The sequence below is a fragment of the Phytohalomonas tamaricis genome (assembly GCF_003012345.1).
Classification (GTDB): Bacteria; Pseudomonadota; Gammaproteobacteria; order Pseudomonadales; family Halomonadaceae; genus Phytohalomonas; species Phytohalomonas tamaricis.
This window is the reverse complement of the sequence record NZ_PVRV01000020.1, coordinates 1-22,457: the sequence shown is the minus strand read 5'-3', so window position 1 is coordinate 22,457 and position 22,457 is coordinate 1. Positions and strand designations below refer to the sequence as shown.

Annotated in this window: 25 protein-coding genes and 1 riboswitch; of the genes, 8 read left to right on the top strand and 17 right to left on the bottom strand. The window is 58.5% G+C overall.

What is annotated here, in order from left to right; all coding sequences use genetic code 11:
* Positions 1–2: 2 nt before the first annotated feature.
* The 12 genes from C3Z11_RS05660 to C3Z11_RS05605 all read right to left on the bottom strand — a co-directional run bounded on the left by C3Z11_RS05660 (position 3) and on the right by C3Z11_RS05605 (position 11,247).
* A complete protein-coding gene (locus C3Z11_RS05660; protein ID WP_262927266.1) occupies positions 3–746 on the bottom strand; it encodes a cobalamin biosynthesis protein in 744 nt (247 codons plus the stop codon).
* A 20-nt stretch (positions 747–766) separates the two neighbouring features.
* Entirely contained in the window at positions 767–1,486 is a 720-nt protein-coding gene (gene cobI / locus C3Z11_RS05655; protein WP_106476990.1) for a precorrin-2 C(20)-methyltransferase, read from the bottom strand.
* Positions 1,486–2,778: a precorrin-6y C5,15-methyltransferase (decarboxylating) subunit CbiE gene (gene cbiE / locus C3Z11_RS05650; protein ID WP_106476989.1), complete on the bottom strand. Its 1,293-nt coding sequence runs from the start codon at positions 2,776–2,778 to the stop codon at positions 1,486–1,488. The genes cobI and cbiE overlap by 1 nt, the downstream gene beginning before the upstream one ends.
* On the bottom strand, positions 2,775–3,455 hold the full coding sequence (locus tag C3Z11_RS05645; RefSeq protein WP_262927265.1) for a precorrin-8X methylmutase: 681 nt from the start codon (positions 3,453–3,455) through the stop codon (positions 2,775–2,777). The genes cbiE and C3Z11_RS05645 overlap by 4 nt, the downstream gene beginning before the upstream one ends.
* Before the next feature lie 15 nt (positions 3,456–3,470).
* Positions 3,471–4,493 (bottom strand): sirohydrochlorin chelatase, encoded by a 1,023-nt coding sequence (locus C3Z11_RS05640; protein ID WP_106476988.1) that lies wholly within the window; start codon positions 4,491–4,493, stop codon positions 3,471–3,473.
* Entirely contained in the window at positions 4,486–5,295 is an 810-nt protein-coding gene (locus C3Z11_RS05635; protein ID WP_106476987.1) for a precorrin-6A/cobalt-precorrin-6A reductase, read from the bottom strand. Before C3Z11_RS05635 ends, C3Z11_RS05640 begins: the two co-directional genes overlap by 8 nt.
* Complete coding sequence (locus C3Z11_RS05630; protein ID WP_106476986.1) at positions 5,292–6,422, bottom strand: cobalt-precorrin-5B (C(1))-methyltransferase; 1,131 nt, start codon at positions 6,420–6,422, stop codon at positions 5,292–5,294. The genes C3Z11_RS05635 and C3Z11_RS05630 overlap by 4 nt, the downstream gene beginning before the upstream one ends.
* A gap of 8 nt (positions 6,423–6,430) precedes the next feature.
* A complete protein-coding gene (locus C3Z11_RS05625; RefSeq protein ID WP_106476985.1) occupies positions 6,431–7,798 on the bottom strand; it encodes a cobyrinate a,c-diamide synthase in 1,368 nt (455 codons plus the stop codon).
* Positions 7,798–8,421 carry a cob(I)yrinic acid a,c-diamide adenosyltransferase gene (gene cobO / locus C3Z11_RS05620; protein WP_106476984.1) on the bottom strand — a complete coding sequence of 208 codons (624 nt, stop codon included), beginning with the start codon at positions 8,419–8,421 and terminating at the stop codon, positions 7,798–7,800. Before cobO ends, C3Z11_RS05625 begins: the two co-directional genes overlap by 1 nt.
* The gene (locus C3Z11_RS05615) at positions 8,418–10,199 is read right to left on the bottom strand and encodes an ATP-binding protein (protein WP_106476983.1); all 1,782 of its coding nucleotides are present in this window, start codon (positions 10,197–10,199) and stop codon (positions 8,418–8,420) included. The genes cobO and C3Z11_RS05615 overlap by 4 nt, the downstream gene beginning before the upstream one ends.
* Positions 10,177–10,929 carry a CbtA family protein gene (locus C3Z11_RS05610; RefSeq protein WP_106476982.1) on the bottom strand — a complete coding sequence of 251 codons (753 nt, stop codon included), beginning with the start codon at positions 10,927–10,929 and terminating at the stop codon, positions 10,177–10,179. The genes C3Z11_RS05615 and C3Z11_RS05610 overlap by 23 nt, the downstream gene beginning before the upstream one ends.
* Before the next feature lie 126 nt (positions 10,930–11,055).
* On the bottom strand, positions 11,056–11,247 hold the full coding sequence (locus tag C3Z11_RS05605) for a CbtB domain-containing protein (RefSeq protein ID WP_106476981.1): 192 nt from the start codon (positions 11,245–11,247) through the stop codon (positions 11,056–11,058).
* A 34-nt stretch (positions 11,248–11,281) separates the two neighbouring features.
* Positions 11,282–11,500, bottom strand: a riboswitch (cobalamin riboswitch).
* Positions 11,501–11,643: 143 nt separating this feature from the next.
* Between C3Z11_RS05605 and cobT the strand changes: the two genes are divergently transcribed.
* Genes cobT through cobU form a run of 3 tightly spaced genes read left to right on the top strand, consistent with a single transcriptional unit; the run spans position 11,644 to position 13,962 of the window.
* A complete protein-coding gene (gene cobT, locus C3Z11_RS05600) occupies positions 11,644–12,672 on the top strand; it encodes a nicotinate-nucleotide--dimethylbenzimidazole phosphoribosyltransferase (RefSeq protein ID WP_106476980.1) in 1,029 nt (342 codons plus the stop codon).
* Positions 12,669–13,445, top strand: coding sequence for an adenosylcobinamide-GDP ribazoletransferase (locus C3Z11_RS05595; protein ID WP_106476979.1), 777 nt, complete (start codon positions 12,669–12,671; stop codon positions 13,443–13,445). The genes cobT and C3Z11_RS05595 overlap by 4 nt, the downstream gene beginning before the upstream one ends.
* Positions 13,438–13,962, top strand: coding sequence for a bifunctional adenosylcobinamide kinase/adenosylcobinamide-phosphate guanylyltransferase (gene cobU, locus C3Z11_RS05590; protein WP_106476978.1), 525 nt, complete (start codon positions 13,438–13,440; stop codon positions 13,960–13,962). The genes C3Z11_RS05595 and cobU overlap by 8 nt, the downstream gene beginning before the upstream one ends.
* Positions 13,963–14,002: 40 nt before the next feature.
* Here cobU and C3Z11_RS05585 read toward each other — a convergent pair whose 3' ends face one another.
* Positions 14,003–15,121, bottom strand: coding sequence for an oxidoreductase (locus C3Z11_RS05585; protein ID WP_106476977.1), 1,119 nt, complete (start codon positions 15,119–15,121; stop codon positions 14,003–14,005).
* 103 nt (positions 15,122–15,224) lie between these two features.
* On the opposite strand from C3Z11_RS05585, the gene C3Z11_RS05580 reads away from it, so the two are divergent.
* The 5 genes from C3Z11_RS05580 (at position 15,225) to C3Z11_RS05560 (ending at position 19,104) form a co-directional block, all read left to right on the top strand.
* Positions 15,225–15,863 (top strand): histidine phosphatase family protein, encoded by a 639-nt coding sequence (locus C3Z11_RS05580; RefSeq protein ID WP_106476976.1) that lies wholly within the window; start codon positions 15,225–15,227, stop codon positions 15,861–15,863.
* 17 nt (positions 15,864–15,880) lie between these two features.
* Positions 15,881–16,810 carry an adenosylcobinamide-phosphate synthase CbiB gene (gene cbiB, locus C3Z11_RS05575; protein WP_106476975.1) on the top strand — a complete coding sequence of 310 codons (930 nt, stop codon included), beginning with the start codon at positions 15,881–15,883 and terminating at the stop codon, positions 16,808–16,810.
* A 3-nt stretch (positions 16,811–16,813) separates the two neighbouring features.
* Positions 16,814–17,860, top strand: coding sequence for a threonine-phosphate decarboxylase (locus tag C3Z11_RS05570; RefSeq protein ID WP_106476974.1), 1,047 nt, complete (start codon positions 16,814–16,816; stop codon positions 17,858–17,860).
* Positions 17,857–18,513: a 5,6-dimethylbenzimidazole synthase gene (gene bluB / locus C3Z11_RS05565; protein WP_106476973.1), complete on the top strand. Its 657-nt coding sequence runs from the start codon at positions 17,857–17,859 to the stop codon at positions 18,511–18,513. Before C3Z11_RS05570 ends, bluB begins: the two co-directional genes overlap by 4 nt.
* Before the next feature lie 84 nt (positions 18,514–18,597).
* A complete protein-coding gene (locus C3Z11_RS05560) occupies positions 18,598–19,104 on the top strand; it encodes a hypothetical protein (RefSeq protein WP_106476972.1) in 507 nt (168 codons plus the stop codon).
* A 160-nt stretch (positions 19,105–19,264) separates the two neighbouring features.
* Here the strand turns inward: C3Z11_RS05560 and C3Z11_RS05555 are convergent, their stop codons facing one another.
* From C3Z11_RS05555 to C3Z11_RS17005, 4 genes are all read right to left on the bottom strand, one after another.
* Positions 19,265–19,534 (bottom strand): hypothetical protein, encoded by a 270-nt coding sequence (locus tag C3Z11_RS05555; RefSeq protein WP_106476971.1) that lies wholly within the window; start codon positions 19,532–19,534, stop codon positions 19,265–19,267.
* 111 nt (positions 19,535–19,645) lie between these two features.
* Entirely contained in the window at positions 19,646–21,211 is a 1,566-nt protein-coding gene (locus C3Z11_RS05550; protein ID WP_106476970.1) for a cation:proton antiporter family protein, read from the bottom strand.
* 729 nt (positions 21,212–21,940) lie between these two features.
* Positions 21,941–22,129, bottom strand: coding sequence for a hypothetical protein (locus C3Z11_RS05545; RefSeq protein WP_106476969.1), 189 nt, complete (start codon positions 22,127–22,129; stop codon positions 21,941–21,943).
* A 98-nt stretch (positions 22,130–22,227) separates the two neighbouring features.
* On the bottom strand, positions 22,228–22,457 hold a 230-nt coding region (locus tag C3Z11_RS17005), incomplete at its 5' end, for a hypothetical protein (protein WP_262927264.1).

The window sequence follows — 22,457 nt, the reverse complement described above, 5'->3', positions numbered from 1 at the left end:
TTTCATCCTGCATGGAAACTCCGGGCGATCGCACAGGTCGCCCGGCGGTTCTTGTGCTTGGGCAGGAGCAGCTCGGCCGGTTCTCCGGTCAGCCTTGATGCCGCCACCAGCGCCGCCGCCTCGGCGACACCGTAGACGCCGACTTCACGAAAGACAATCTCAGAACGCTGGCTGAGCTGGTCCTCTACCTCACGCAGCCGCGCTGCTGGCCAAGTGGTATAGGGCCAACCTTGTTGCACACCAAGTTCGATCAATCCCGTCTCGTCCGCTTTGATGTCGATGCTCGCCAAACCGGCAATCTGCCTCGGCTGTAGCCCGGCGATCGAGAGGCATTCGGCGGCGAGCTGCGCCAATACCTCTACCGGGCAGTGACGTTCACAGCCCATGCCCAGCGTGTAGACCGGGTGGACGTAGGGTTTGGCCGTGGTCAATACCGGCTGCGCCTTGAGGCGCGTGGCCAGCGCCACTGCCCAGGCGTTGGCGCCGCCTTCGTGGCCCGACAGCAGCGCAATCACGAAGCGGCCCTGGTCATCGAGTACCAATACCGGCGGGTCGATGTGCTTGTCCTGAATCACCGGTGCCAACGTGCGTACGACGATGCCGGTGGCACAAATGAACACCAGCCGCTGGCCGGCCTGGAACAGCGTGCGTACCGTCTCGCCAAATGGCTGCGGCCGGTAGACGATTTCGGCGTCAGGTTCTCCCGCTTGGATACGCTCGGCCAGGGCAAGGCCAGCGGTGGTCACGGAGATAATCGAGGTCGTCTTCACTGGGGGCGCTGGCCGTGGCGACGGCTGACCATGAACAGCGAGAAGTAGGGGCCGGGTTCGTCCGGTAGCTCGCGCAAGTCGAACACCCGCCGCTCATGGGGATGGCTGAGATACTCAAGATAAAGCCCGTCACGTAGCCGGCCGCTTTGCTCGATTAATACCTTGACCCGAGCGCGCTGACGCCCGCCCTTGAGAATGATGAGGTTGTCAAAGCGTGCCAGCGCCTCGAGCAGCTCATTCTCCGTGCAGCGTGCGCTGATCACCGCCAGGTTCTCGGTTAGAAGCGCTGTCGGCAGCAGCGCCGCTGCCGAGGCGGCCTGCAGCGAGCTGATACCGGGAATGACCTGGCAGGGATAGCGTGCGGCAAGGCGGTCGAGCAGGTAGGCGAAGGAGCCGTAGAACAGCGGATCGCCCTCGCACAGAAAGGCGACGTCGCGACCGGCTTCCAGCAGTTCGGCGATCTGCTCGGCGGTGGTGTCATAGACGCGGTTGATCTGGGTGCGCTCGCTGCACATCTCGATGCGGATCTTGAGATGCTTCTGACGCTGCGAGGCGGGCAGGCTTTCGCGCGCGATATCGGCGGCCAACGAATAGCCCTCGGCGTTGACGATATAGGCCACCGCGTCGACGCGCTGCAGGGTGCGATGCGCCTTGAGCGTGATCAGCTCGGGGTCGCCGGGACCGATGCCGATGCCGTAAAACGTTGCGCTCGCCATTAACGCCTCTCCTCCTGTTTGACGAATTTCACCAGCGTGACCGGCAGCTGGGGGCGGAACAGTCGCTGCCCGGCGAGACGTTCACCGCGGCTGACGGCGAGCTGAGTCCATTCGCCCTCGACTCGGCTGCGCGTCTCGAAGTTGAACAAGGCGCTGCGGGTCGGCTCGGTGACGGCGCTGGCTACCAACCGACCACCGACCGGCAGCCTTTCCCAGCACTGATCTAGAATCGCGGCAAGCCGGCCGTCACTGCCGCCAACGAACACGACGCTGGGCACGGGCAGGGCATCAAGACACTCGGGAGCGCGTGCTTCATGGACGGTCAGGTTGTTGATGACCCCAAACTTGGCGCGATTTTTCAGCAGGGCCTCGACGCGCTGAGGGTGATGCTCGATAGCGTGCACTTGGCCGCGCGAATTCCAGCGTGCCCACTCTACCGCTACACCGCCGCAGCCGGCACCGATGTCCCAGCCGATATCACCGGCACGCGGCGCGATCAACGACAGGATCATCAGTCGTACCTCGCGCTTGGTCAGCATGCCGCGCCCCGGCGACTCGTTGCGGTCAGTATGGAAATGGGCATCAAGAATGCCCGGGAACTCCGGCAATACGCCGCCGTCGCCACGCGTCTCGACTACTACGACATTGAGCGGATCGACATCGAGGCTGTCATCGGCAATATCGTGAGCTGTGAACTGGCGCAGGCGCTGGTCAGGATAGCCAAGGCGCTCGCCGACCCACAGCGTCGAGTCAACGAAGCCGGCCTCGACCAACAGGCGGGCGATGGCGCCGGGATGGCTGCGTTCGTCGGTCAGCAGTGCATAGCGCCGATTATGGCGCAGGTAAGCGTTTAGGGTTTCCAGTGGGCGGCCATGGAGGCTAACTGTCTGTAGATCCGTCAGATCTAGGCCAAGGGCATGCACCATCGCTTGCACACTCGACACGTTGGGGTGAAAGCGCAGTGCCTCGGCTTGATAGTAGCGCTTAAGCATGGTGCCGATACCGAAGAACAAGCCGTCACCTGAAGCGAGTATGACGATTGCACCCTCAAGTGCACCGCACAGCGCGGGTAGCTGGCTGAGTGGCGAGGGCAGCGCGTGACGCTGGGCGCAGAGTGCGAGGTGATCGAGGGTGGCATGCTGGCGCGGCGAGGCGACGATATGCCGGGCCGCACGCAGCGCATGCAGCGCCGCATCACCAAGCACGGCGTGCTCGCCGATGCCGAGGCTGACGACATCGATCGTCATGGCCGGGCTTTTTACCACCACATCTTTCACCGTCGCATCTTTCATAGCCGCATCCCCGCATGCAGACGCAGCAGCGCGTTGAAGGTCGCGGCGGTCAGTGCACTGCCGCCTTGGCGGCCGAGCAGCGTCATGCACTCGATACCGAGTGCGCGGTGGTGCTGCCATAGCGCGTCCTTCGATTCGGCGGCGCCGACAAAGCCGACCGGCATACCAATTACCAACGCTGGGCGTGGTGCGCCGGCGTCGATCATCTCGAGTAGTCGAAACAGCGCAGTCGGGGCATTGCCGATCAGCACGACGGCGTGGTCGAGGTGGGGGCGCCACAGTTCCAGCGCAGCCATTGAACGCGTCTCGCCGCGCTCACGCGCCAGCACCGGCGTGCGCTCGTCGTTGAGAAAGCAGTGGCTCTGGCTCGTCAATGGCGCAAGCAGCCGTCTTGTCAGGCCGTGACGTACCATTTCGACGTCGCAGAGAATCGCACCGCCCTGCGTAAGCGCATCGAGACCGCGCGCGACGGCCGCATCGCTGAGCCGCAGCCCGTCGACGATCGCCGGATCGCCGCAAGTATGCACCAGCCGCATCGCGATCTGCTGCTCGTCTTCCGACCAGCGTGATAGGTCGGTAAGCGTGCGGATCTGACGAAAGCTTTCGCGCTCGATCGTGAGCGGATCGCGCTCATAGTCGAAGCGCAGCTTGGCGCACTGTTCCTCGTTGCTGCTCATGCCGTCTGCCAAGGTCTATTGCTCGTTGTGAAGCGGCACATGATGCACCGTGCTTACGTGCTCTTCAGGGGCGTGGCTATGCTCGTGGCCATGCCCATGGTCGTGGACATGACCATGATGATGGTGGCTGTGATCGTGGTGATGATGATCAGCATCGGTACCCGCGCCGCGTACGTGATGGTGATGGCCTTCCTGGGGGGCACCTACCTTATGTTCGTTGCCGACAATCTGCACCCGGTATTGGCACATCTGACAGTTCATGTTGGGACTGCCGTGCTCGATATCATTGAGGCGCTCGGCAAAGGTGTCGATCACTAGCGGATGGTCATTGAGGTAGGGCGCCTTGACGACCTGCACGTCCGGATGTGCGGCCTGATAGTCGTCAGCCCAGGCGTAGATCTTCTTGATCAACCGGCCGGTAAACAGGAAGTAGGGGAAGACAATCACGCGCTTGAAACCCATCGGATGGATCTTCTCCAGTGCCTGCGGCACCAGCGGTGTGGTTACGCCGCTATAGCAGGTGATTGCCCAGCCGAAGCCCATGCCTTCTTCCAGCACGCGGGTGATCTTGGAAATATTGGAGTTGGCGTCCGGGTCGGAGGCGCCACGGCCGACCACGACCAAAAGCGTCTCCTCGCGTCGGTAGCCGTCGCCAAATTCGCTTTCCGATTGCTCGATACGATCGCGCGCGGCGCGGATCATATTGGGATTGACGCCTAACTCCGCGCCGTAGTTGATCTTGATTCCCTTAAACTGCTGCTGCAGTGCATTGAGCTCGCTGGGTATATCGTTCTTGGCGTGGCCGGCGGCCATCAGCATGCCGGGGATGGCGGAGATTTCGGTCGCGCCCTGGGCGACCAGCTCTTCGACACCGTCGACGATGACCGGACGGGCGAATTCGAGAAAACCATAGGAACACAGGCGATCCGGATAGCGCTCACGGAAATGCTTGGTTAACTGGGTGAACTCCTCAACGGCCTCGACGTCACGCGAGCCGTGGCCGACAAACAGAATGGCCGGTTTATCGTTGCTAGGCATGGAATGAATCCTTGTAGTCATTTGAGCGATCAGCGGGCAGGTGCGCAGTGCAGTAGGCAACAAAAGCGTCGTGGTCGCTGAAGGCGGCTGTCGCCGGTGGCAGCGTCGGCCTCGCCAGCATCACCACCGGCAGGCCAAGCTCGCGAGCGGCGATCAGTTTGGCCTCGGTGGCCGCGCCGCCGCTATGTTTGGTGATAATCACGTCGATGGCCTGGTCGCGCAGTAACTGGCGCTCCTCTGCCAGTGCGAAGGGACCGGTAGCCTGGATGAAATCGTAACCCTGCGCCGGCGCATCGGCGGGCAGTGGCTGGGCTGAGCGGATCAGCCAGTGCTGATGCGAGCCGCGCCGTGACAGCAGATGCAGGGCACTCTGGCCGAGCGTGAAGAAAGGGCGCTGAAACGGCGCAATGGTGGTGAGCAGCTCATCATGATTGTCGACCACGCGCCAGTCGTCACCGGGCTGCGCCTGCCAGACCGGTCGCTCGAAGCGCCAGCAGGGGATCGTGCAGAGCGCGGCGGCAGCCACAGCGGTGGCCGAAATCGTCGCCGCGAAGGGGTGTGTCAGATCGGCGATAGCTTCGATGCGCCGCGCCGCAATGAAACGGCACAGTCCGGCAAGGCTGGTATCCGTGTCGTGACCGGCTAGGGCTAGACGGGAAAAACCACCCGATACTATCTCGAACGCTGCGTTTGGTGTACCCATCAGGCCAGCGATGCTGTAGATCAGCTCGACGTTTGCGTCATGCAACGCCTCGGCAAACCGCCTGGCGTCTCGAGTGCCGCCCAGCACCAGTAGCGTCATGACGTCTGCTCGCTGTCTAAAAAAGCACCAATACGCTCACCCTTGCGGTCGATGGCGACCACATCGAGGTGCACGCTCTCGGGCACGATGCGTCGCGCGACGTGCCAGGCCTGGGCGCAGAGCGCGTCGCCTAACGGCAGAGCGGCGGCAAGCTTAAGCGCCTCGATGCTGGTATTGGCACTCTGAATGGCACGCTTGAGCGCGGCATCGGCGCCCAGTGTCTCGGCAGTCGATGCGATGGCGTCGAGGTCAATCGATGACTTACTACTGTGTAGATCGAGATGGCCCTGGGCGAGCTTGCTGATCTTGCCGAAGCCGCCGATCAACGTCATGTGCGCTACCGGTGCTCGTCTGAGATACTTGAGCACCGCACCGGCAAAATCGCCCATCTCGATCAACGCCATGTCATCGAGGCCGAACTGATCGCGAGCGTAGCGCTCGCTCAGGTTGCCGGTGCAGGCGGCGAGATGATCGAGGCCATTGGCGCGGGCGACGTCTATACCCTGATGGATCGAGGCGATATAGGCGGCGCATGAAAAGGGCCGCACGATACCGGTGGTGCCGAGAATCGATAATCCACCGATGATACCGAGGCGTGGATTCATCGTCTTCTGCGCCAGTGCCACGCCATTTTCAACACCGATGGCGACTTCGAATCCGCCACCGTAGCCCTGTTCGACGGCCAATGCTTCGAGGTGTTCAGCGATCATGCGGCGCGGCACAGGATTGATCGCCGGCTCGCCGCGCGTCAGCGCCAGCCCGTCGCGTGTGACAGTGCCGACGCCTTCGGCGGCGCGAAAATGGATACCGCTTGATGCGATCAGGCGCGTGCGGGTAAAGACGGTGGCGCCGTGGGTGACATCGGGATCGTCGCCGGCGTCCTTGACGGTCGAAGCGTAGGCCTGCCCATCGTCAAGGCGGTGGCAGGCGGTGATCGGCAGCGTGACCCGGCGGGCATTGCCTTGCCCGCCGCGCTTTTGCGGCAGCTCGATCTCGCAGGCATCGCAGTCTTTACCGGTCAATAACAGTCGCGCCGAGGCCAGCGCGCACGCCGTCGCGCAGCTGCCGGTGGTCAATCCGGTGCGCAGCGGCTGATGCGAGGCGTGCTCAATGCTTTCCGGCCACATGGTTTGTCCTACCTCGCCAGCTCGGCCGCAGCTGTGACGGGCAGAGCACCAGCAGTAGCGGCGGGGGCAAACAGTTTGGCGACGGCCTCAGGGTTGGAGGGAAAGAATAGATGCAAATAGGTTGCTGTTACGCTGCTTTGACGATAGATCGCCTCGCCGGGCGCCGGATGCTTGGCGCGGATACCGTAAGCAAACGGGGCGAGTGTGTCGTGACTGCGTGAATGGTGGTGAGCATGTCCGCGCAGCGTACCCTCCGGCAGCGGCGCGCTTTGCATACCCTGACAGCCGCGCTTGGTGCGCATCTCGCCGTGGCCGGGCAGCAATCCTGCCATTTTATAGCTGACGCCGCCCTGGTCGGTCAGCGTCTGCTGCAGGTAGAGCATACCGCCGCATTCGGCGAGGATCGGCTTGCCTGTAGCGTGAAAATCATGCAGCGCCTGGTGCATTGCATCGTTTGCGGCCAGACCCGCAGCGTGCAGCTCAGGGTAGCCGCCCGGTAGCCACAGTGCATCGGCGTCGGGTAGGGCGCTATCTGCCAGCGGCGAGAAGAATGCTGTCTGTGCTCCCATTGTCTCGAGCAGGCGCAGGTTAGCAGCATAAATAAAGCTGAAAGCGGCGTCTCGGGCAATGGCGATGCGTATGCCCTCGAGCGCTCGCGGCGGAGATGCCAGCGCCTGAGCATGGAATTCGACCGCCGCCGGCAGTTCGGCCAACGGTGTACCTTCAAGCAGCGCGGCGCCAGCATCGAGCCGGCTATCAAGGTCGAGCTGTTCTTCGGGTTGGACCAGCCCCAGGTGGCGCGACGGCAACATGATCTCGTCGCGGCGTGGCAAGGTCGCCAGGAGCGGGATGTCGGCCGGCAGGCTCTGCTCGATCAGCTCGCGGTGGCGTTCGCTGCCGACCGCGTTAGCGACGATACCCTTCATCTCATAGTCGTTGCGGTAGTGCTTGAGGCCCATAGCGACGGCAGCCACGGTCTGCGCCATGCCCTTGGCGTTGATCACAGCGACGATGGGAATGCCAAAGGCAGCAGCGAGATCGGCGCTGCTCGGGTCACCGTCGAGCAGGCCCATGGCACCTTCGATCAATATCAGGTCGGCATTTTGCGCGGCGCGATAGAGCTGGTCTCGGCAGAAGGCCTCGCCCGCCATCCATAAGTCGAGCGGCTCGACCGGTTGACCGGAAGCGTGGGCCAGGACCTGTGGATCAAGGTAGTCGGGGCCGGTCTTGAAGACGACGACACGACGGCCTTGAAGGCGGTGATAGCGTGCCAGCGCCGCGGTCAGTGTGGTCTTTCCCTGCCCGGAAGCCATTGCCGCAATGAACAGGGCAGGACAATGTGCGGAAGTATCGAGTGGCATGGCGTTGTCTTTCATCAGTATTCGATACCTGCTTGAGCCTTGATGCCGAGACGGAAGGCGTGGCGCTCGTCCTGGACCACGCTGATGGTATCAGCGATCTCCTGCAGTTCGGTGGCCATGGTGCGGCCGGTAATCATCACGTTCTGGTTTCGCAGGCGAGTGCTGAGTGCGGCGGCGATGCGTGTGGCATCGAGATAACCGTACTTGATCATATAGGAGAGTTCATCGAAGAGCAGGAAATCGTAGTGCTCGTCTTGCAGCAGCCGTTCGGCCAGCGCCCAGGCCTGCTGCGCCGCAGCGATGTCCTGGTCGCGGTCCTGGGTTTCCCAAGTGAAGCCGTGGCCCATGACATGGAAGTCGACGCGGGGATGGTCCTTGAAGAACAGGTATTCGCCGGTGGCCTTGCGACCCTTGATGAACTGGATCACCGCGGCGCGCTGGCCATGACCAAGAGCACGCGCCATGGTGCCAAACGCCGAGCTACTCTTGCCCTTGCCGTTGCCCTTGAGCAGGATCAGCACGCCACGCTCCTCCTGAGCGCGGGCGATGCGCTCATCGACGATCTTCTTCTTCGCCGCCATGCGCTGGCGGTGTTTTTCCTGGGCAAGGGCGTCGCTATCGTCGAATTGATCGCTCATGTTGTCATCCTGTCGGCGGCAGCTGGATCGAGCTGCAAATCATCGAGGGGGAGATAGTGGCCGTTGAGCCGGCGGGCAAGCTCGCGACCGCGACCGAGCCTGACCTTGCCCTGTTCGGTATCGATCACCCACAGCGGCGTTGACCAGGCGAGATCATCGATCTCATCTCGGCAGCGTCCGTCGGTAAGCAAAAAGGTTCTACTTACCCCATCAGGCGCTTGCTTGACACGTCGCTCAAGCAACCGACGGGTGCTCAGCAGTGCCTGGCGCAGCGGCGTGCCGCCGCCGGCCTCAAGCGAGTCCAGCAGGGAAGCACATTGTTTCGGGGCGCGGCGCGGCGTCATCAGCCACTGTACGCGTTGGCGGCCGAAGGTAAGTATCGCCAGCTGCTGACGGGCGAGATAAGCCTGACGGGCAATGCCGAGTACGACTCCCTTGGCGGCGCCGAAAGCGTGGCGACCGAGCGTCGAGGCGGAAGTATCGAGTAGTACTAGGTTGAGCGTGTTTCTCCCCTGGCGCGGCGGCTTGCGATAGAGGCGTACTAGCTGTTCACGGTTGGCCCGGGCGCTCAGGGTGCGAAACCAGTCGACCGACGCGGCAGGAGGAGAGCCTTGACGCCTGTCGCGCGCGCCCTGTCCTGGCTGTGGACCGCGCTCTGCCGAGGGCGTTACAACGTTAGGCAGCGACTGGTCTGTCGGCCGAGTGGCTGTGACATTCAGCTCGGGATGACGAATACTGCCAGTTGCTTGACGGCGCGGCTGTAGCGAACCCCAATCGCCGCTACCGGCGCTTCGAGAGTTCGTCGCCTGCCCCGATTCGGGGGTGCGATGTTGATCTGGCCCGCTTTGACCGCCCCCGGGCGGCGTAGAAGGAGAGGGGGGAGGTAGCACTGACGGTGGCTGGCCGGATGAACGACGGTGATCGAGCACCAGCGCCTCGACCGCGTCGATATCTTCACGACTGACGGCATCACGTTGCTGCCAGGCGGCGTGAGCGATAGCTGCACGGCGCCAGCTCAGGTCGGCGCGCACGCCCTCGACGTTGGCATCAAAACAGCGCTCGGCGATCAACAATTGCAGCGCATCTGGAAAGCTGATCTGCGTCAGGCGCCGCCGTGCAACGTCAAGACACGCCCTGAGTGCCTGCTGGGCGTCGTGGTGTTCGAGGATAAAGGCGTCGGGATCGCTGTCGAAGGCGAAGCGCTGACTAACGATTGCGACGCGCTGCTCAGTGTCATAACGCTCGCTGAGCTCGACGCCGAGGCCGAAGCGATCCTGCAGTTGCGGGCGAAGCTCGCCCTCGTCGGGATTCATTGTGCCGACCAGCAGGAACTCCGCCGCGTGGCTGTGGCTGATGCCATCGCGCTCGATGACGTTGACGCCGCTGGCGGCGACGTCGAGCAGTGCATCGACCAGCGGATCGGACAGCAGATTGACCTCGTCGATATAGAGTACGCCGTGATGGGCGCGGGCGAGCAGGCCGGGGTTGAAGGCGACCTTGCGTTCGCCCAGCGCCTGCTCAAGGTCGAGACTGCCGATCAACTGTTCCTCACTGGCGCCGAGCGGCAGCGTGACGAAGCGGCTCTGCGCTTGCTCTAACGACTCGGGCAGCAGTTGGGCGAGACCGCGAGCGAGGGTCGACTTGGCTGTGCCGCGCGGGCCGCTGATCAGCACGCCGCCGAGTTTCGGATCGAGGGCGGCCAGGATCAGCGCCGTCTTGAGACGCTGCTGACCGATTACGGCGGTAAAGGGAAATTCAGGCCGCACTGAGGGCGCCATGGGGTTTGCTCCAGCTCTGAATCGCGATGGCGCAGCCGAGGCCCAGCAGCAGCCAGAAGCCAGCGTTGGTCAGCGTCGTCGCGATGATGAACGAATGATGCAGCTGTTCGAGCTGAGCTATGGCCTGCGGGTCGGGGTTGGCAATCGCCGGGCCGTTGAGTTGCGGCGCCCCCCAGACATGGGGAATGAGCAGCAGCGGCAGTGCGCCGAGTTTCTGCCAGGAACGGGCAAAGAACAGCAGCGCGAAGGCGACCAGCGTCAGTGAAACGGTCAGCACCCACCACAGCTGGCGCGCCTCAAGTGGCGCGGCCTTGAAACCCGGTAGCTCAGGCGGCAAGCCCAGGCCGGGGGCGACGAAAAAGGCAATGAAGCCAACCAGGCCCCACAGCAGACCGCGGGCCGGCGTGATGCGGCGCTGGCCATAGCCAGCGGCGACCGTCATCGCTACCAGCATCAGTGCGGCAAAGCCGGTCGCGGCGCAAATATCCGATACTAGGGTGTAGAAGGTGCGCTCGGTGCCGTCGGCGGGCATCCAGGTATGGTCGTGCTCGCCGTGATCATGACCATGACTATGATGATCATGTCCCTCACCGTGGTCATGGTCGGCTACTTCGTATACTTCAGCCGCATGGATCAGTTGGGAGGCGCGCAGCTGCTGGCCAAGGCTCAACAGCGCTCCGGTAACAACGCCGATCAACAGCGAGGCGAGAATAAGACGTCGCAATAACATGATCCGTTTCCTCTTGGAATCTATGCACGGTCGCGGCTTGAAATAAGGCGTCGACAATAACAGCAAGCCCTGCTCGGCAAATGCCGGCAGGTCTATTGGGACAACGCATCGTCTTACGCGCTGGCGTTAATGGCAGGGGAATACCAGCGTATGACGCGTGTCGTGCGCTGCGTTGTGTGCGACATCCATCTTGGCAAAGCCGATCATGAACAGAATCGAGACGCCGAACAGGGTGGCGAGAGAGAGTTGCATAATGGAAGGCTTGGCCAAGGCCGTATCGTTGACAGCGGCAGGTGAGGAAACGGAACTGATTGGCATACTATTCTCCGCGCATCGACCCGTGCGCAAGTTAAGATGGAAATGAACCAAGGCCGGTCTCCGGGCTTACGAGGCGATACCGCAGGCAAGGACTGCGATATCGTGGCGTCTACGCCTTCCCGCGCTTGTGACGCAGTGGCTTGTGCAGACAACGCTCGATTACCGTTGCGGGGACAGCAGTGAACTTGCATCACGTTTCCCGATTATCTTCACCGCTGATTCACGGTGAAGCACCCTGGCAATTCGAGCCATCGTATTTTCGTTTGCAAAGTGAGTCAATCGCGCACGCATCGGATATTGTCTTGCTGAGACGTGCTTGCTATTTTCTGCGCGTTTGCATTTCTGCTCGCCGTGCCGCGTTGCGCGCTCGGCTTTCCTTTCGTAACGAGGCTCTCTGTGTTTTCGATTCCCCCGCTTTCCCATGACCTCGACGCCTCGATTCAACAACGTATCGATCAGAAGACCAAGCCGAGGGGTGCGCTGGGCGAGCTCGAGGCGCTGGCACTCCATCTGGTGCGCTTGTTAGGCGGCGAAAGGCCGGTCATCTGCTCACCGACCATGCTGGTGTTCGCTGGCGATCACGGGGTGGCTGCGGAGGGTGTCTCGATTGCCTCAAGCGACGTGACGCAACAAATGGTGCGCAACTTTCTTACTGGCGGTGCTTCGATCAATGTTTTCTGCCGTCAGGCCGAAATGGCCCTGCGCGTAATCGATAACGGCATCATCGAGGCGCCCGAGGCGCACCCGCTGCTGGTCAGTCATCGACTGGGTGCCGGGACGCAGGCGATCCATCGCGACCAAGCAATGACGCCAGAAACAGTCGAGGTCGGGTTCGCCAACAGTCGTGAGCTCATCAATACTCTGGCAAATGGTGGCTGTAATCTGGTTGGCATTGGCGAGATGGGGATCGGCAATACCACGCCAGCCAGCGCGCTAATGGCTGCGTTGACCGGGTTGCCGCTTTCGGTCTGCATTGGTCGCGGTACCGGTGTCAGCGATGCGCAGCTGCTGCGCAAGAAAGAGATTGTGCGTCAGGCGCTGCAATTACACGCCCATCGACTTCGCGATCCGGCTCAGGCACTGGCGGCGCTGGGTGGCTTCGAAATTGTCGGCATGACCGGTGCAGTTCTGGCCGCCGCCGAACGCGGTATGGCGGTGGTGATTGACGGCTTCATCTCGACCGTCGCGGCGCTGGTCGCCTGTGCGCTCGAGCCCCATGCGCGCGACTATCTGATCTTCAGTCACAGTTCCAATGAACGCGGCCACGTCGCATTGCTCGACTGGCTCGAAGCCACGCCAATCTTGCAGCTCAATCTACGCATGGGCGAGGGTGCCGGTGCAGCGCTGGCGTTACCGCTGCTGCGTTCGGCGGTGGCGTTCTACAACGAGATGGCTACATTCGAGCAGGCGGGTGTAGTGGTATGAGCCCGCACGCAATGCAGCGTCAGTGGCAGCTGCTGTGGCTGGCGATCGGATTTCTCACCCGTTGGCCGATTCCGGCTGTAACGCCGAGCGATAATGAAAGCCTCAGGGCATGCAGCCGCTACTTCGGGCTGGTCGGGCTCGGTATCGGCAGCGTCGCGGCCTGTATCTACTTGGTTGCTGCTCTGATTTGGCCGCCAATGGTGGCGGTGGTTCTGGCAATGCTGATCCCGGTCATCATGAGCGGTGCGCTTCATGAGGATGGGCTGGCCGATACAATTGACGGTTTCGGCGGCGGCTGGAAAGTCGAGGATAAGCTGCGCATCATGAAGGACAGTCGGCTTGGCAGCTACGGAGCACTGGGGCTGATGTTCGCACTGTTGCTCAAGTTCACGTTGCTGGATGCGCTGATTATCGATCCCGGCTGGGTGGTAACGGCACTGCTGGCTGGGCACTGTCTGAGCCGCGTGGTGGCGGCGACACTGATGCATGGGCTCGCCTATGTGCGCAAGACCGACAGCAAAATAGAGGCCCTTACCGGACAACAAAGTCGCCATGATTTCCTGATTCTGTTAGCAAGTGCCGTTATCGTCGCGCTGCTGGTGTTGGGCCTCGAGGCGGGCATGCTTGCGCTGGTGATGATGGTGCTGACGTGGCTGGCGCTCAGGCTGTGGCTGCAGCGACAGCTCGGTGGCTTTACCGGCGACACGTTGGGGGCGGCACAGCAGCTTTCCGAGCTTGTGATTTATGCATTGCTGGTGGCTTACCATGCTTGAACTTGTGTTGGGCGGGGCACGTTCGGGCAAGAGTGGCCACGCCGAGCAGCTGGCGGACGGGAGCGGTATGGACGTGGTCTATATCGCCACCAGTGAGGCGTGGGACGATGAGATGAGCCGTCGTATAGAGCTCCATCGTCAAGCACGTCCGGCCCACTGGGGGCTAGTGGAAAGCCCACTGGCGCTGGCTGAGGCGATACGAACGCACATGGCGCCGCAGCGCTGCTTGTTGGTCGATTGCCTGACGCTGTGGCTAACCAATGCGTTGATGTGTTCCCAAGAGCAATGGCAGCAGGAAAAGCGCGCTCTGCTCGATTTATTACCTGCCGTCGAAGGGCGTGTTGTGTTGGTCAGCAACGAGGTCGGCCAAGGCGTGGTACCGATGGGAGAATTGAGTCGACGCTTTGTCGATGAGGCGGGGTGGTTGCATCAGGCTGTGGCTACCGAGGCGGATCGAGTCTGGTGGGTAGTGGCCGGCCTGCCGCAATGTCTGAAAGGGACACCTGAATGGATATGACTTGCCGCTGCGCCAACGTCGGCGCAGCGGTTTTAACAGATCAATTCAGGCTGGATGGTTCCTGATTGTCCTGACGCCAGGCCTTTTCATTGCTCAGCGTTGCCATCGGGATGAACATCTCGAAATTGAAGCGGGTCATATCTTCATCGTTACGAACGCGTAGCGGCCAGTCGTGGTTGGCCAGTGCGGCCTTGCCGATCGCCACCATATCCATTTCGCCTTTTTCCAGCAGACGGTTGGCCTGCTCGCCGGTGGCGATACTGCCGTTGCCGATGACGGGAATGTCGACGCACTCACGTGCGATCGCGCTCAGGCTGGGGCCGCCTTCCTCGAAGGCCGGCGCGCTGGCGTCGCCTTCGGTGACGTGCAGGAAGTCGAGCCCGGCCCTGGCCAGTGTGATGAAGCGCGTACGCGCACCTTCGACGCCACCGTCCCATTTGAGGGTAGCATCGGTCACCATGCCTTGGGACAGGCGCATGCCGACGATGAAGTCATTGCCGACTTCCCGACGCACGGCCTCGATCACGGCTAGCGGCAGACTGAGCCGGCCCTCGATATCGCCGCCCCAGCGATCGCTGCGCTGATTGAATTCGGCGCTGATGAACTCATGCAGCAAGTACCCGTTGGCGCCGTGAAGTTCGACGCCGTCGAAGCCGGCATCCTTGGCGTGGCGGGCGGCGTGAGCGAAGCCGGCGATGACCTGCTGGATCTCGTCCTCGGTCATTTCATCCGGCACAGGGTATTCGCCTTCACCACCGTAGAAAGACAGCTGCTTACCCGCAGGCTGTACCGTCGATGGCCCGACGGTGCGCTGCTGGAAGCGGTTACCTTGGGTCTGTGCTCCGCCGTGCATCAGCTGGGCGAACATTCTGCTGCCCTCGGCATGTACGGCCTCGACGATTGGCTTCCAGCTGTCACGCTGCGCCTCGTTAGCCAGGCCTGGCTGATTGAGATAGCCTTGGCTGAAGGCTTCGTCGGTATAGGTGCCTTCCGTAATCAACAGGCCGAACTCGCCTTGGGCGAAGGAAGTGTAATAGTCACGCATAAGCTCATTGGCGAGACCATCCGATTCGGCGCTGACGCGGGTCATCGGTGCCAATACGGCGCGATTGGGCAGTTGGAGCCCGCCGATTTGTATGCTGTCGAACAATGTGGTCATGAAAAAAATCCCTTTAAATGGCTGAAACAACAGTAGAATAATGCGAAGTGATTAGCCAATGACACAGTACATGAATGTCAAAACCCATGAATAATCCCTATAGATGCATACGCTGATTCTCGACTGCTTGCGCCACGGCGAGTGTGAAGGCCCGGCCTGTCTGCGCGGCCATACCAATGTTGCCCTAAGCGAGGCTGGCTGGCGCAACATGGAGGCGAGCGCCCGCTGTTTGCCGAAACCCGATTTATTGATCAGCTCGCCCTTGTCTCGCTGCGTACTAATGGCTCAGGCCATGGGGACGGAGTGGGGGATCACATACGAAACCGACGCTGATCTGTGCGAGATGAATTTCGGCGACTGGGACGGTATCCCGCTTGGGCAGGTGAGTCGCGATGCGCCCCAAGCACTTGCTGCCTTCTGGGAAAATCCAGCTGTTGCGCCGCCACCCAACGCCGAGACGCTGGTGGCGTTCGAAACGCGGCTACAACGGGCATGGGATAAGCTGCTCAAGCGTGATGCCCGCCATATCGTGATGATGGGCCATGCCGGCGTCATCAAGACGTTTCTGGCCTGGGTGACTGGCATGGATACCGATCGGGCTCGACATTTGCATCGGGTCAATCTGCCTTATGCCGGGCTGACGCGCTTTCGTATCGAGGTTGCTAAAGGGGGACAGTGTTGGAGCCAGTTACTGTTTCACGGCCTTCCCGCTGCGCCATTGGCGCTGCCGAATGACTATTGATTATACCGTTATCTTAAATGTTACTTATTTCTCTCATTGTTGGCTTATGTCTGGATCGGGCGCTAGGAGAACCGCGTCGTTACCATCCTCTGGTAGGACTGGGTAACTATATTGCAGCGATCGAGAAACGCTTGCATGACAACGACTCCAGTCTTCAACGACTGCGTGGAGTGATCGCCGTATGTCTGGTCTTGCTACCGGGGCTGCTTGTGGCATATGGGCTGGATCATGGCCTGAGTGACATCGCATGGCTGCATGCCGTGACGGGCGGCATCATTGTTTATATCGCGATTGGCTGGCGCAGTCTGCTTGAACATGCCCACCGCATTGCCGAGCCGTTGAGGTCCAGCGAGCTTGCCCAGGCGCGGTATCATTTATCGATGATCGTCAGTCGTGATACTGCCGAACTGACGCCTGTCCAAATGGCGGCGGCCACGACCGAGTCGGTGCTGGAAAACGGCAACGATGCCATCTTCGCGGCAATCTTCTGGTTTATCGTCGGCGGCATTCCCGGTGTGGTGCTGTATCGCATTGCCAATACGCTGGATGCGATGTGGGGCTACAAGAATGTACGGTATCGACGTTTCGGCTGGGCGGCAGCGCGTCTGGACGATGTGCTGAACTGGATTCCAGCACGCCTGACGGCGTTCAGTTATGCCTGTGTCAGTGCGCCGCTGGGGAACTTCGTCCAGGCACTGCGCTGCTGGCGGGAGCAGGGGCGGTCATGGAAGAGTCCCAATGCCGGGCCGGTGATGGCCGCCGGTGCCGGTGCGCTGAATGTCATGCTCGGTGGCGCGATGCATTATCACGGTGAACTGCAGTTTCGTCCGGCCTTGGGGGCCGGGGTGTCGCCGGATACCGCCAGTATTGAGGCGGCCTGCCTGCTGATCAATCGAACGGTGATACTGTGGCTGGCTGTCATCGCTATTCTGGAGTGGATAACTTGATTTATGAATAACAGTGCGCCCATCCACGGGGGCAATCTCGAGCTTTATGCCAAACGTTACGGCATTGCCCGAGAGCGCTGGTTGGATCTTTCCACGGGTATCAATCCGTGCGCCTATCCCTTGCCTTCAATTCCCACCGCAATTCTTCATGGACTGCCTTATCCCGATCCGGCATTTGAGCAGGCCGCGGCGGGCTATTATGGCTATGAGTACTTTCTGGCCGTGCCGGGGAGTCAGTGGGCGATCGAGCAATTGCCGGGCTGCTTTCCACCAGGCAGCGTGGCGCTGCCTGACGTTGGCTATCGTGAACATCTTCATCAATGGCAGCGCTGCGGGCATGAAGCACGGCTGTATGACGCATCGAATCTGCAGGCGTCGCTGCCGGGTCTGCTAAGCGATGATTTGCGCGCCGTGGTGGTAATTAATCCCAACAATCCGTCAACCGATTGCTTTGATGTCGACACGCTGTACGAGATAGCTGCCTGGCTCAAGACGCGTGATATCGTACTTGTCGTCGATGAGGCTTTCATTGATGCGCAACCGGCGTGCAGCCTGCTGGTGGGTAAGTTGCCCGATAACGTGATCGTGCTGCGTTCGTTCGGTAAGTTCTTCGGTCTACCAGGTGTAAGATTGGGCTTCGTGATGGGGCAATGCGCTATCGTGGATGCTCTGCGTGAACGGCTGGGGCTGTGGTCGGTCAACGCCGTCGCGCAATACGCCGCCCGTGTCGCTTTTGCTGATCGAGCGTGGCAGCAGTCGATGCAACGACAGCTGGCAAACTGGTGCGTCGAATACCATTGCCGTCTCGCCGAGTTGCTGGGTGTGGAAAGTATTGTCTCCAGCGGCTGCACAGCGTTGTTCGCCAGCTTCCTGATGGAGCGTACGACAGCGCAGCGCTGGTTCGAAGCCTGTGCACGCTGCGGCATTCTGGTCAGGCTGTGGGAAGTCAACAGTTGCTATGCCTACCTGCGTTTCGGTCTGGTTCGTCCCGATGATCACGAGGCGTATGGGCGTCTCGCGAAGGTGCTGGTGGAAGTGAGGCGGCCATGACAAAACATCGCTTCAGCGCTACTGAGCGCGAGGGCGTCTACCGGGCTATCGCCGAGCGGCGTGACATGCGCCATTTCCTGCCTGATCCGGTCGCGCCGGAGATTATGTCGCGCCTGCTGGAGGCGGCCCATATGGCACCTAGCGTGGGCTACATGCAACCGTGGCGCTTCATTCGCATTAGTGATGCGAAACTACGTGTGGCAATGGTGGCTTTGGTTGAAGAGGAGCGGCGAGAAACCGCTGCGGCGCTAGATGAGCGCGGCGAAGAGTTCATGCGCCTCAAGGTAGAAGGTATCAGGGAATGTCCGGAACTCTGGGTCGTTGTGTTGACTGACCGACGTGAACGCTATGTCTTTGGCCGACGGACGATGCCCAGCATGGACATGGCCTCAGCGAGCTGTGCAATCCAGAATTTGTGGCTGGCGGCGCGGGCCGAAGGTATCGGTATGGGCTGGGTCTCTCTGTTCGACCCCGCTAAGCTCAAGGCGATGCTAAAAGCTCCTGCAGATAGTGATCCCATTGCCATTTTGTGTCTTGGCCACGTGGAGGAGTTTTATCGCCAACCTATGCTCGAGCAGAAAGGATGGGATAAACGAAAGGAGCTAACCACGGTGATTTGGGAGAACTATTGGTCAGCTAATGAAATCTCATGATTTAACTCGGATCGCATATCATTATTTATTGACTATAGTAAAAAGCACATAAGGATCATGTTAGGAAAAAAAGGAGAGTGAAGTATGACCAAATTGCCAAGTCGGATATGTACTTTAGCTATGGTCGGTACGCTGACGGCATTGACGGGTTGTGCTAGCAGTGGTGGGCAATCCACTACTCAGGAAGAAGCTAATATTGGCATGGCACAATCTGTCGGCTTCCGTAATGTCTCTGAGGGTTATACATTCCTTTATCCTGAAAGCTGGAAGTCTCAGGTAACAGAAGAAGATACAGCTATCTGGAACGGCGAAATGTTGCCTGCTGAGAATGTTGCCGTGTTTAACTTTGTTGAAGACCAGTCTCGCAACAAGACGCCCTTGCTAGCGCTGGCCGTTTATACGCAAGATCAATGGCAACAGTTAAAGAGCAAGAGCGAACCTTTGCCCACAGTAGTAGCCACCAAAGGTGACCGTGTCCTCGCTGCCTACACTGCCAAGCAGAACCCTTATCGTCCAGATTCTCTGCAGGGGCAGCAATTCGCCAAGCGCGTTTTGGCCCCAGGACAGCTGCAGAGTGCAATCACTTGGTAGGCGAATGAGCATACCAACATGTTGAAAAAGCCCCGCCTTGGCGGGGCTTTTTATATTTTGGCCGAGATAAAGCGCGCGGGATCCTAAATGAATATCGAGATATGTAAAACACAAGGCTTCAACGAACCTACTTGAATGGAGCTTCGCGGCACGTCTCTGCTCAAATCTCAAAAATGCCAAATTCTATGCTGACATCTGCTACCTCGAGTCCCAAGCTGTCGGCTATATCTTGACGTAAATCGTCATAGCCTGCTTGGTCATCCTTGTAGCTGTAATCAAGCTCTACATCGCTTAGCTGCTCAGTGATGTCATTGCCATCTTCGTCCTCGACGGAACTCACCAAGAACGTATCGGCGTTATCACCGAGATTGGCTTCATCTTCGGCATCGCTGGCAGCTTCATACTCAGGGTAGATCGTAAATATGGGCATGGTCTACAGCTCTCCTTAGCAAGATCATTGTCAGCATAGACAGATAAATAAAGTTTTCACGTCAAGCAGGTGAAAAATATGATTGCAAATAAGCTTGTCATCGCCATGTGATCAGCGGCGTATGGCGGCTTGATCAATGACAAAGCTGTCCCATGCATGAGTGGCAAGTCCCATACCTGCTTCTTGCATGGTGAGATAAGTATGGGTGGCGCCTGCTTCACGAATGGCATCGGCTTCATCTGTATAGAGTGCATGCGCAACAATGGATCCCTTGAAGCCATGTTTACGTAGTTGTTGTGTAGCGAATATCTTGGATTCAGCATCGCTGAGTGTCAGGACTGCCGTGCGTATATTGGAAAGGTCCAGTCCATGCCAGAAGCTGGGATCTTCCGCATCTGCGTAGGCTACATTGCGATTCTCGCTGATATGATTGTCGATACGGCTAGGGTCAGCATCAATGCCAATAACAAGAGAGGTATGTTGTCTAAGCTGCTCATATGCGGCAGTACCCGTACGGCCCATACCCATTATTAGGAATGTTGCATCGCCAAGTGAAGCTGTCTGTTCATCGGGATGCTTGGTTGATGTTTCAAAGCGCAGTAATTTAGGCTCAAAACGTTCAAATAGACGATGCGCAATGCGGCTGGTAGGCGCTGTAATAAGAAAGGAAAGGGAGACAGCCATGGCCATCGGAACCAGCCATTCGGGGATCAGGGCAGCGGCTAGAATAAGCCCGAACTCACTATAACTTGTCAAACTTAACGCAGTAAGAAACGCATTGCGTGCCCTTAGACGGAAAGCCAACAGTAAAAAGAAAAAAAGGATGCCCTTGAGAGGAAGTAGTAGAGCAAAAATCAATGCAAACTCTATTGCCTGCCAGTTGGGCAAACCCGACATGCCGATTTGTAAGAAAAAACCGACTAAGAATAATTCCTTGAGGCCCCAAAGTGCTCGGGAAAGCTCTTGTGCTCGTGGATGGCTTGCAAGTAATGCTCCCATCACCAACGCCCCAATTTCTCCTGAAAGCCCGAGCATTGCAAAGCCTGTCCCTCCGAGGACGAGGGCTACCAGCATCCCCATGATAACCATTAACTCATCGTGTCCACTCCAATCGAGCAAGCGGTGTAACAGGGGCCTAGTGAAGGGGAGTGCCAGTAATCCAATAGCCCACCAGGAGGGCGTCTCTCCTGTTGAAACCCCAAGTACCACAAGAGCGATCAAGTCTTGAATAATCAAGATGCCAATGGCAACGCGTCCATGAAATGCCCGTAATTCTTTACGTGCTTCAAGTCCCTTTGCAGATAGGACGGTACTGGAAAATCCTAGTGCTGTGGCTATCAGCCAAGCCACTGTCCAATCAATGTTGGCTAAATAATGTAGCCCCGGCGCGAATATGCTGATGGTAACGACGAAATGTAGGAGGCCACTGCCAAAGACTTCCGGCTGAGCAAGGCTCTTGATTTTCAGCTTCAGCCCAATGGTAAAGAGCATTAGTAGCACGCCCAAATGCGCGACATGATCCAGTACAGCACCAGTGGAGGGTGGCAGCGCAAGAAAATCATCGAAAGCACGGATTAAAAAGCCGGCTATTAGAAAACCGACTAGAGGAGGCAACCCGACCTGACGAGCACTAAGGCCCAATACAAAAGCAAATGAGAGGAAAACGGCTTCCAGCATGGATCGAGTCATCCTTATTATGTGTTATGTAATTCTTACAACGTGATATAGGGATGTGCGAGTAAGGCAGCTCATATTGAAGCTTTGCTCTGCAACTTTTTAATTTGTCGAACAAGTTAGCTAGTTAAATATAATGTCATGACAAATCATAGTATTAATAATAGTGGAGCATTGGGTATAATGGATAATTTGAACCCGGAGGCAATTTCGTTTAAATCTCGGCTAAGGTTTTTTCTGGCGTGGGCGATAACTAGGGGCTGTTAGCCTATTATCCATACATATTAATTTTATTAAAAAATATGTATTCTCGGCATGAGATAGGGATAGTTGCTGTAAAAATATTTATTGACATCATTAGCATTAGCTCGTAAGAGAGCTAATAATTATAAAGGTATGACTATGTATCGGGTTCGTTGCCTCTTTCAGCCTAACAGCTTTTCTGAACCTGCATTTGTTCAAATGAAACTGATCCCCAGGATTGGTCATTATGTCCATTTAAAGGGAGAAGAACTGGAGATCGTTAAAATAGTTCATACACCAGAAGAGACTGATGTTGACGTCACTCTACATTTGAAAATTAATTTGCGTTCTCATGGCCTGGCAAGAAATTAACTAGGCAAAGGGATGATGAAGGTTAATAGAAATAAATAAGGAAACCTCCAGCATCAACATTCAGCAAAGCTGAAGGTTCCAGAGCAACATTAAACAAGAGCTGAAAGGATACTATCGCTATTGTGCATACTGCTCAAATTCTTCGGCAGCCTTTATGGCTTCGGCTTGCGTTTCATGTTCTGAGACAACGGTCTCATTTTCTGGTTGGCTAATATCAATAACCGTCCATCCGATTACTTTTTGATTAAGAGCATCTGCTTCATACACTGGGTCGATGCGTGCTTGCTTGGGTGCCGATTCGGCCATTTGTAGAGTCTCCTCAGTTATCTATAAAAACGACACATTTATCTATAGCTCAAAATCACGTTTCATGATTGATGGTTTTGAAATTTTTGGTTAAAAATTCATAGTGATAAAAAGTGCTTGCACTCCATCACCCTGGCGCGTAAAGTACGCATCCGCTGCCGGGGACGAGTCCTTCGGGTCGGTGGCGGAGGAAGCGCAACGCATTGATTCTGTTTGGAAAATTCTTCGGAATGGCTTGACAGGATCGGTAAAGAGAGTAGAATGCAGCGCACCTTAAGCAGCAACGCAACATCGGGCTGCAAGCGGATTTCGATACGGGGTTTAACGT

Bases quoted from the DNA above. Each gene is read 5' to 3' on its own strand.
- cobI (WP_106476990.1), bottom strand. From the start codon at position 1,486: ATGGCGAGCGCAACGTTTTACGGCATCGGCATCGGTCCCGGCGACCCC.
- cbiE (WP_106476989.1), bottom strand. From the start codon at position 2,778: ATGAAAGATGCGACGGTGAAAGATGTGGTGGTAAAAAGCCCGGCCATG.
- C3Z11_RS05645 (WP_262927265.1), bottom strand. From the start codon at position 3,455: ATGAGCAGCAACGAGGAACAGTGCGCCAAGCTGCGCTTCGACTATGAG.
- C3Z11_RS05640 (WP_106476988.1), bottom strand. From the start codon at position 4,493: ATGCCTAGCAACGATAAACCGGCCATTCTGTTTGTCGGCCACGGCTCG.
- C3Z11_RS05635 (WP_106476987.1), bottom strand. From the start codon at position 5,295: ATGACGCTACTGGTGCTGGGCGGCACTCGAGACGCCAGGCGGTTTGCC.
- C3Z11_RS05630 (WP_106476986.1), bottom strand. From the start codon at position 6,422: ATGTGGCCGGAAAGCATTGAGCACGCCTCGCATCAGCCGCTGCGCACC.
- C3Z11_RS05625 (WP_106476985.1), bottom strand. From the start codon at position 7,798: ATGAAAGACAACGCCATGCCACTCGATACTTCCGCACATTGTCCTGCC.
- cobO (WP_106476984.1), bottom strand. From the start codon at position 8,421: ATGAGCGATCAATTCGACGATAGCGACGCCCTTGCCCAGGAAAAACAC.
- C3Z11_RS05615 (WP_106476983.1), bottom strand. From the start codon at position 10,199: ATGGCGCCCTCAGTGCGGCCTGAATTTCCCTTTACCGCCGTAATCGGT.
- C3Z11_RS05610 (WP_106476982.1), bottom strand. From the start codon at position 10,929: ATGTTATTGCGACGTCTTATTCTCGCCTCGCTGTTGATCGGCGTTGTT.
- C3Z11_RS05605 (WP_106476981.1), bottom strand. From the start codon at position 11,247: ATGCCAATCAGTTCCGTTTCCTCACCTGCCGCTGTCAACGATACGGCC.
- C3Z11_RS05595 (WP_106476979.1), top strand. From the start codon at position 12,669: ATGAGCCCGCACGCAATGCAGCGTCAGTGGCAGCTGCTGTGGCTGGCG.
- cobU (WP_106476978.1), top strand. From the start codon at position 13,438: ATGCTTGAACTTGTGTTGGGCGGGGCACGTTCGGGCAAGAGTGGCCAC.
- C3Z11_RS05585 (WP_106476977.1), bottom strand. From the start codon at position 15,121: ATGACCACATTGTTCGACAGCATACAAATCGGCGGGCTCCAACTGCCC.
- C3Z11_RS05580 (WP_106476976.1), top strand. From the start codon at position 15,225: ATGCATACGCTGATTCTCGACTGCTTGCGCCACGGCGAGTGTGAAGGC.
- cbiB (WP_106476975.1), top strand. From the start codon at position 15,881: ATGTTACTTATTTCTCTCATTGTTGGCTTATGTCTGGATCGGGCGCTA.
- C3Z11_RS05570 (WP_106476974.1), top strand. From the start codon at position 16,814: ATGAATAACAGTGCGCCCATCCACGGGGGCAATCTCGAGCTTTATGCC.
- bluB (WP_106476973.1), top strand. From the start codon at position 17,857: ATGACAAAACATCGCTTCAGCGCTACTGAGCGCGAGGGCGTCTACCGG.
- C3Z11_RS05560 (WP_106476972.1), top strand. From the start codon at position 18,598: ATGACCAAATTGCCAAGTCGGATATGTACTTTAGCTATGGTCGGTACG.
- C3Z11_RS05555 (WP_106476971.1), bottom strand. From the start codon at position 19,534: ATGCCCATATTTACGATCTACCCTGAGTATGAAGCTGCCAGCGATGCC.
- C3Z11_RS05550 (WP_106476970.1), bottom strand. From the start codon at position 21,211: ATGCTGGAAGCCGTTTTCCTCTCATTTGCTTTTGTATTGGGCCTTAGT.
- C3Z11_RS05545 (WP_106476969.1), bottom strand. From the start codon at position 22,129: ATGGCCGAATCGGCACCCAAGCAAGCACGCATCGACCCAGTGTATGAA.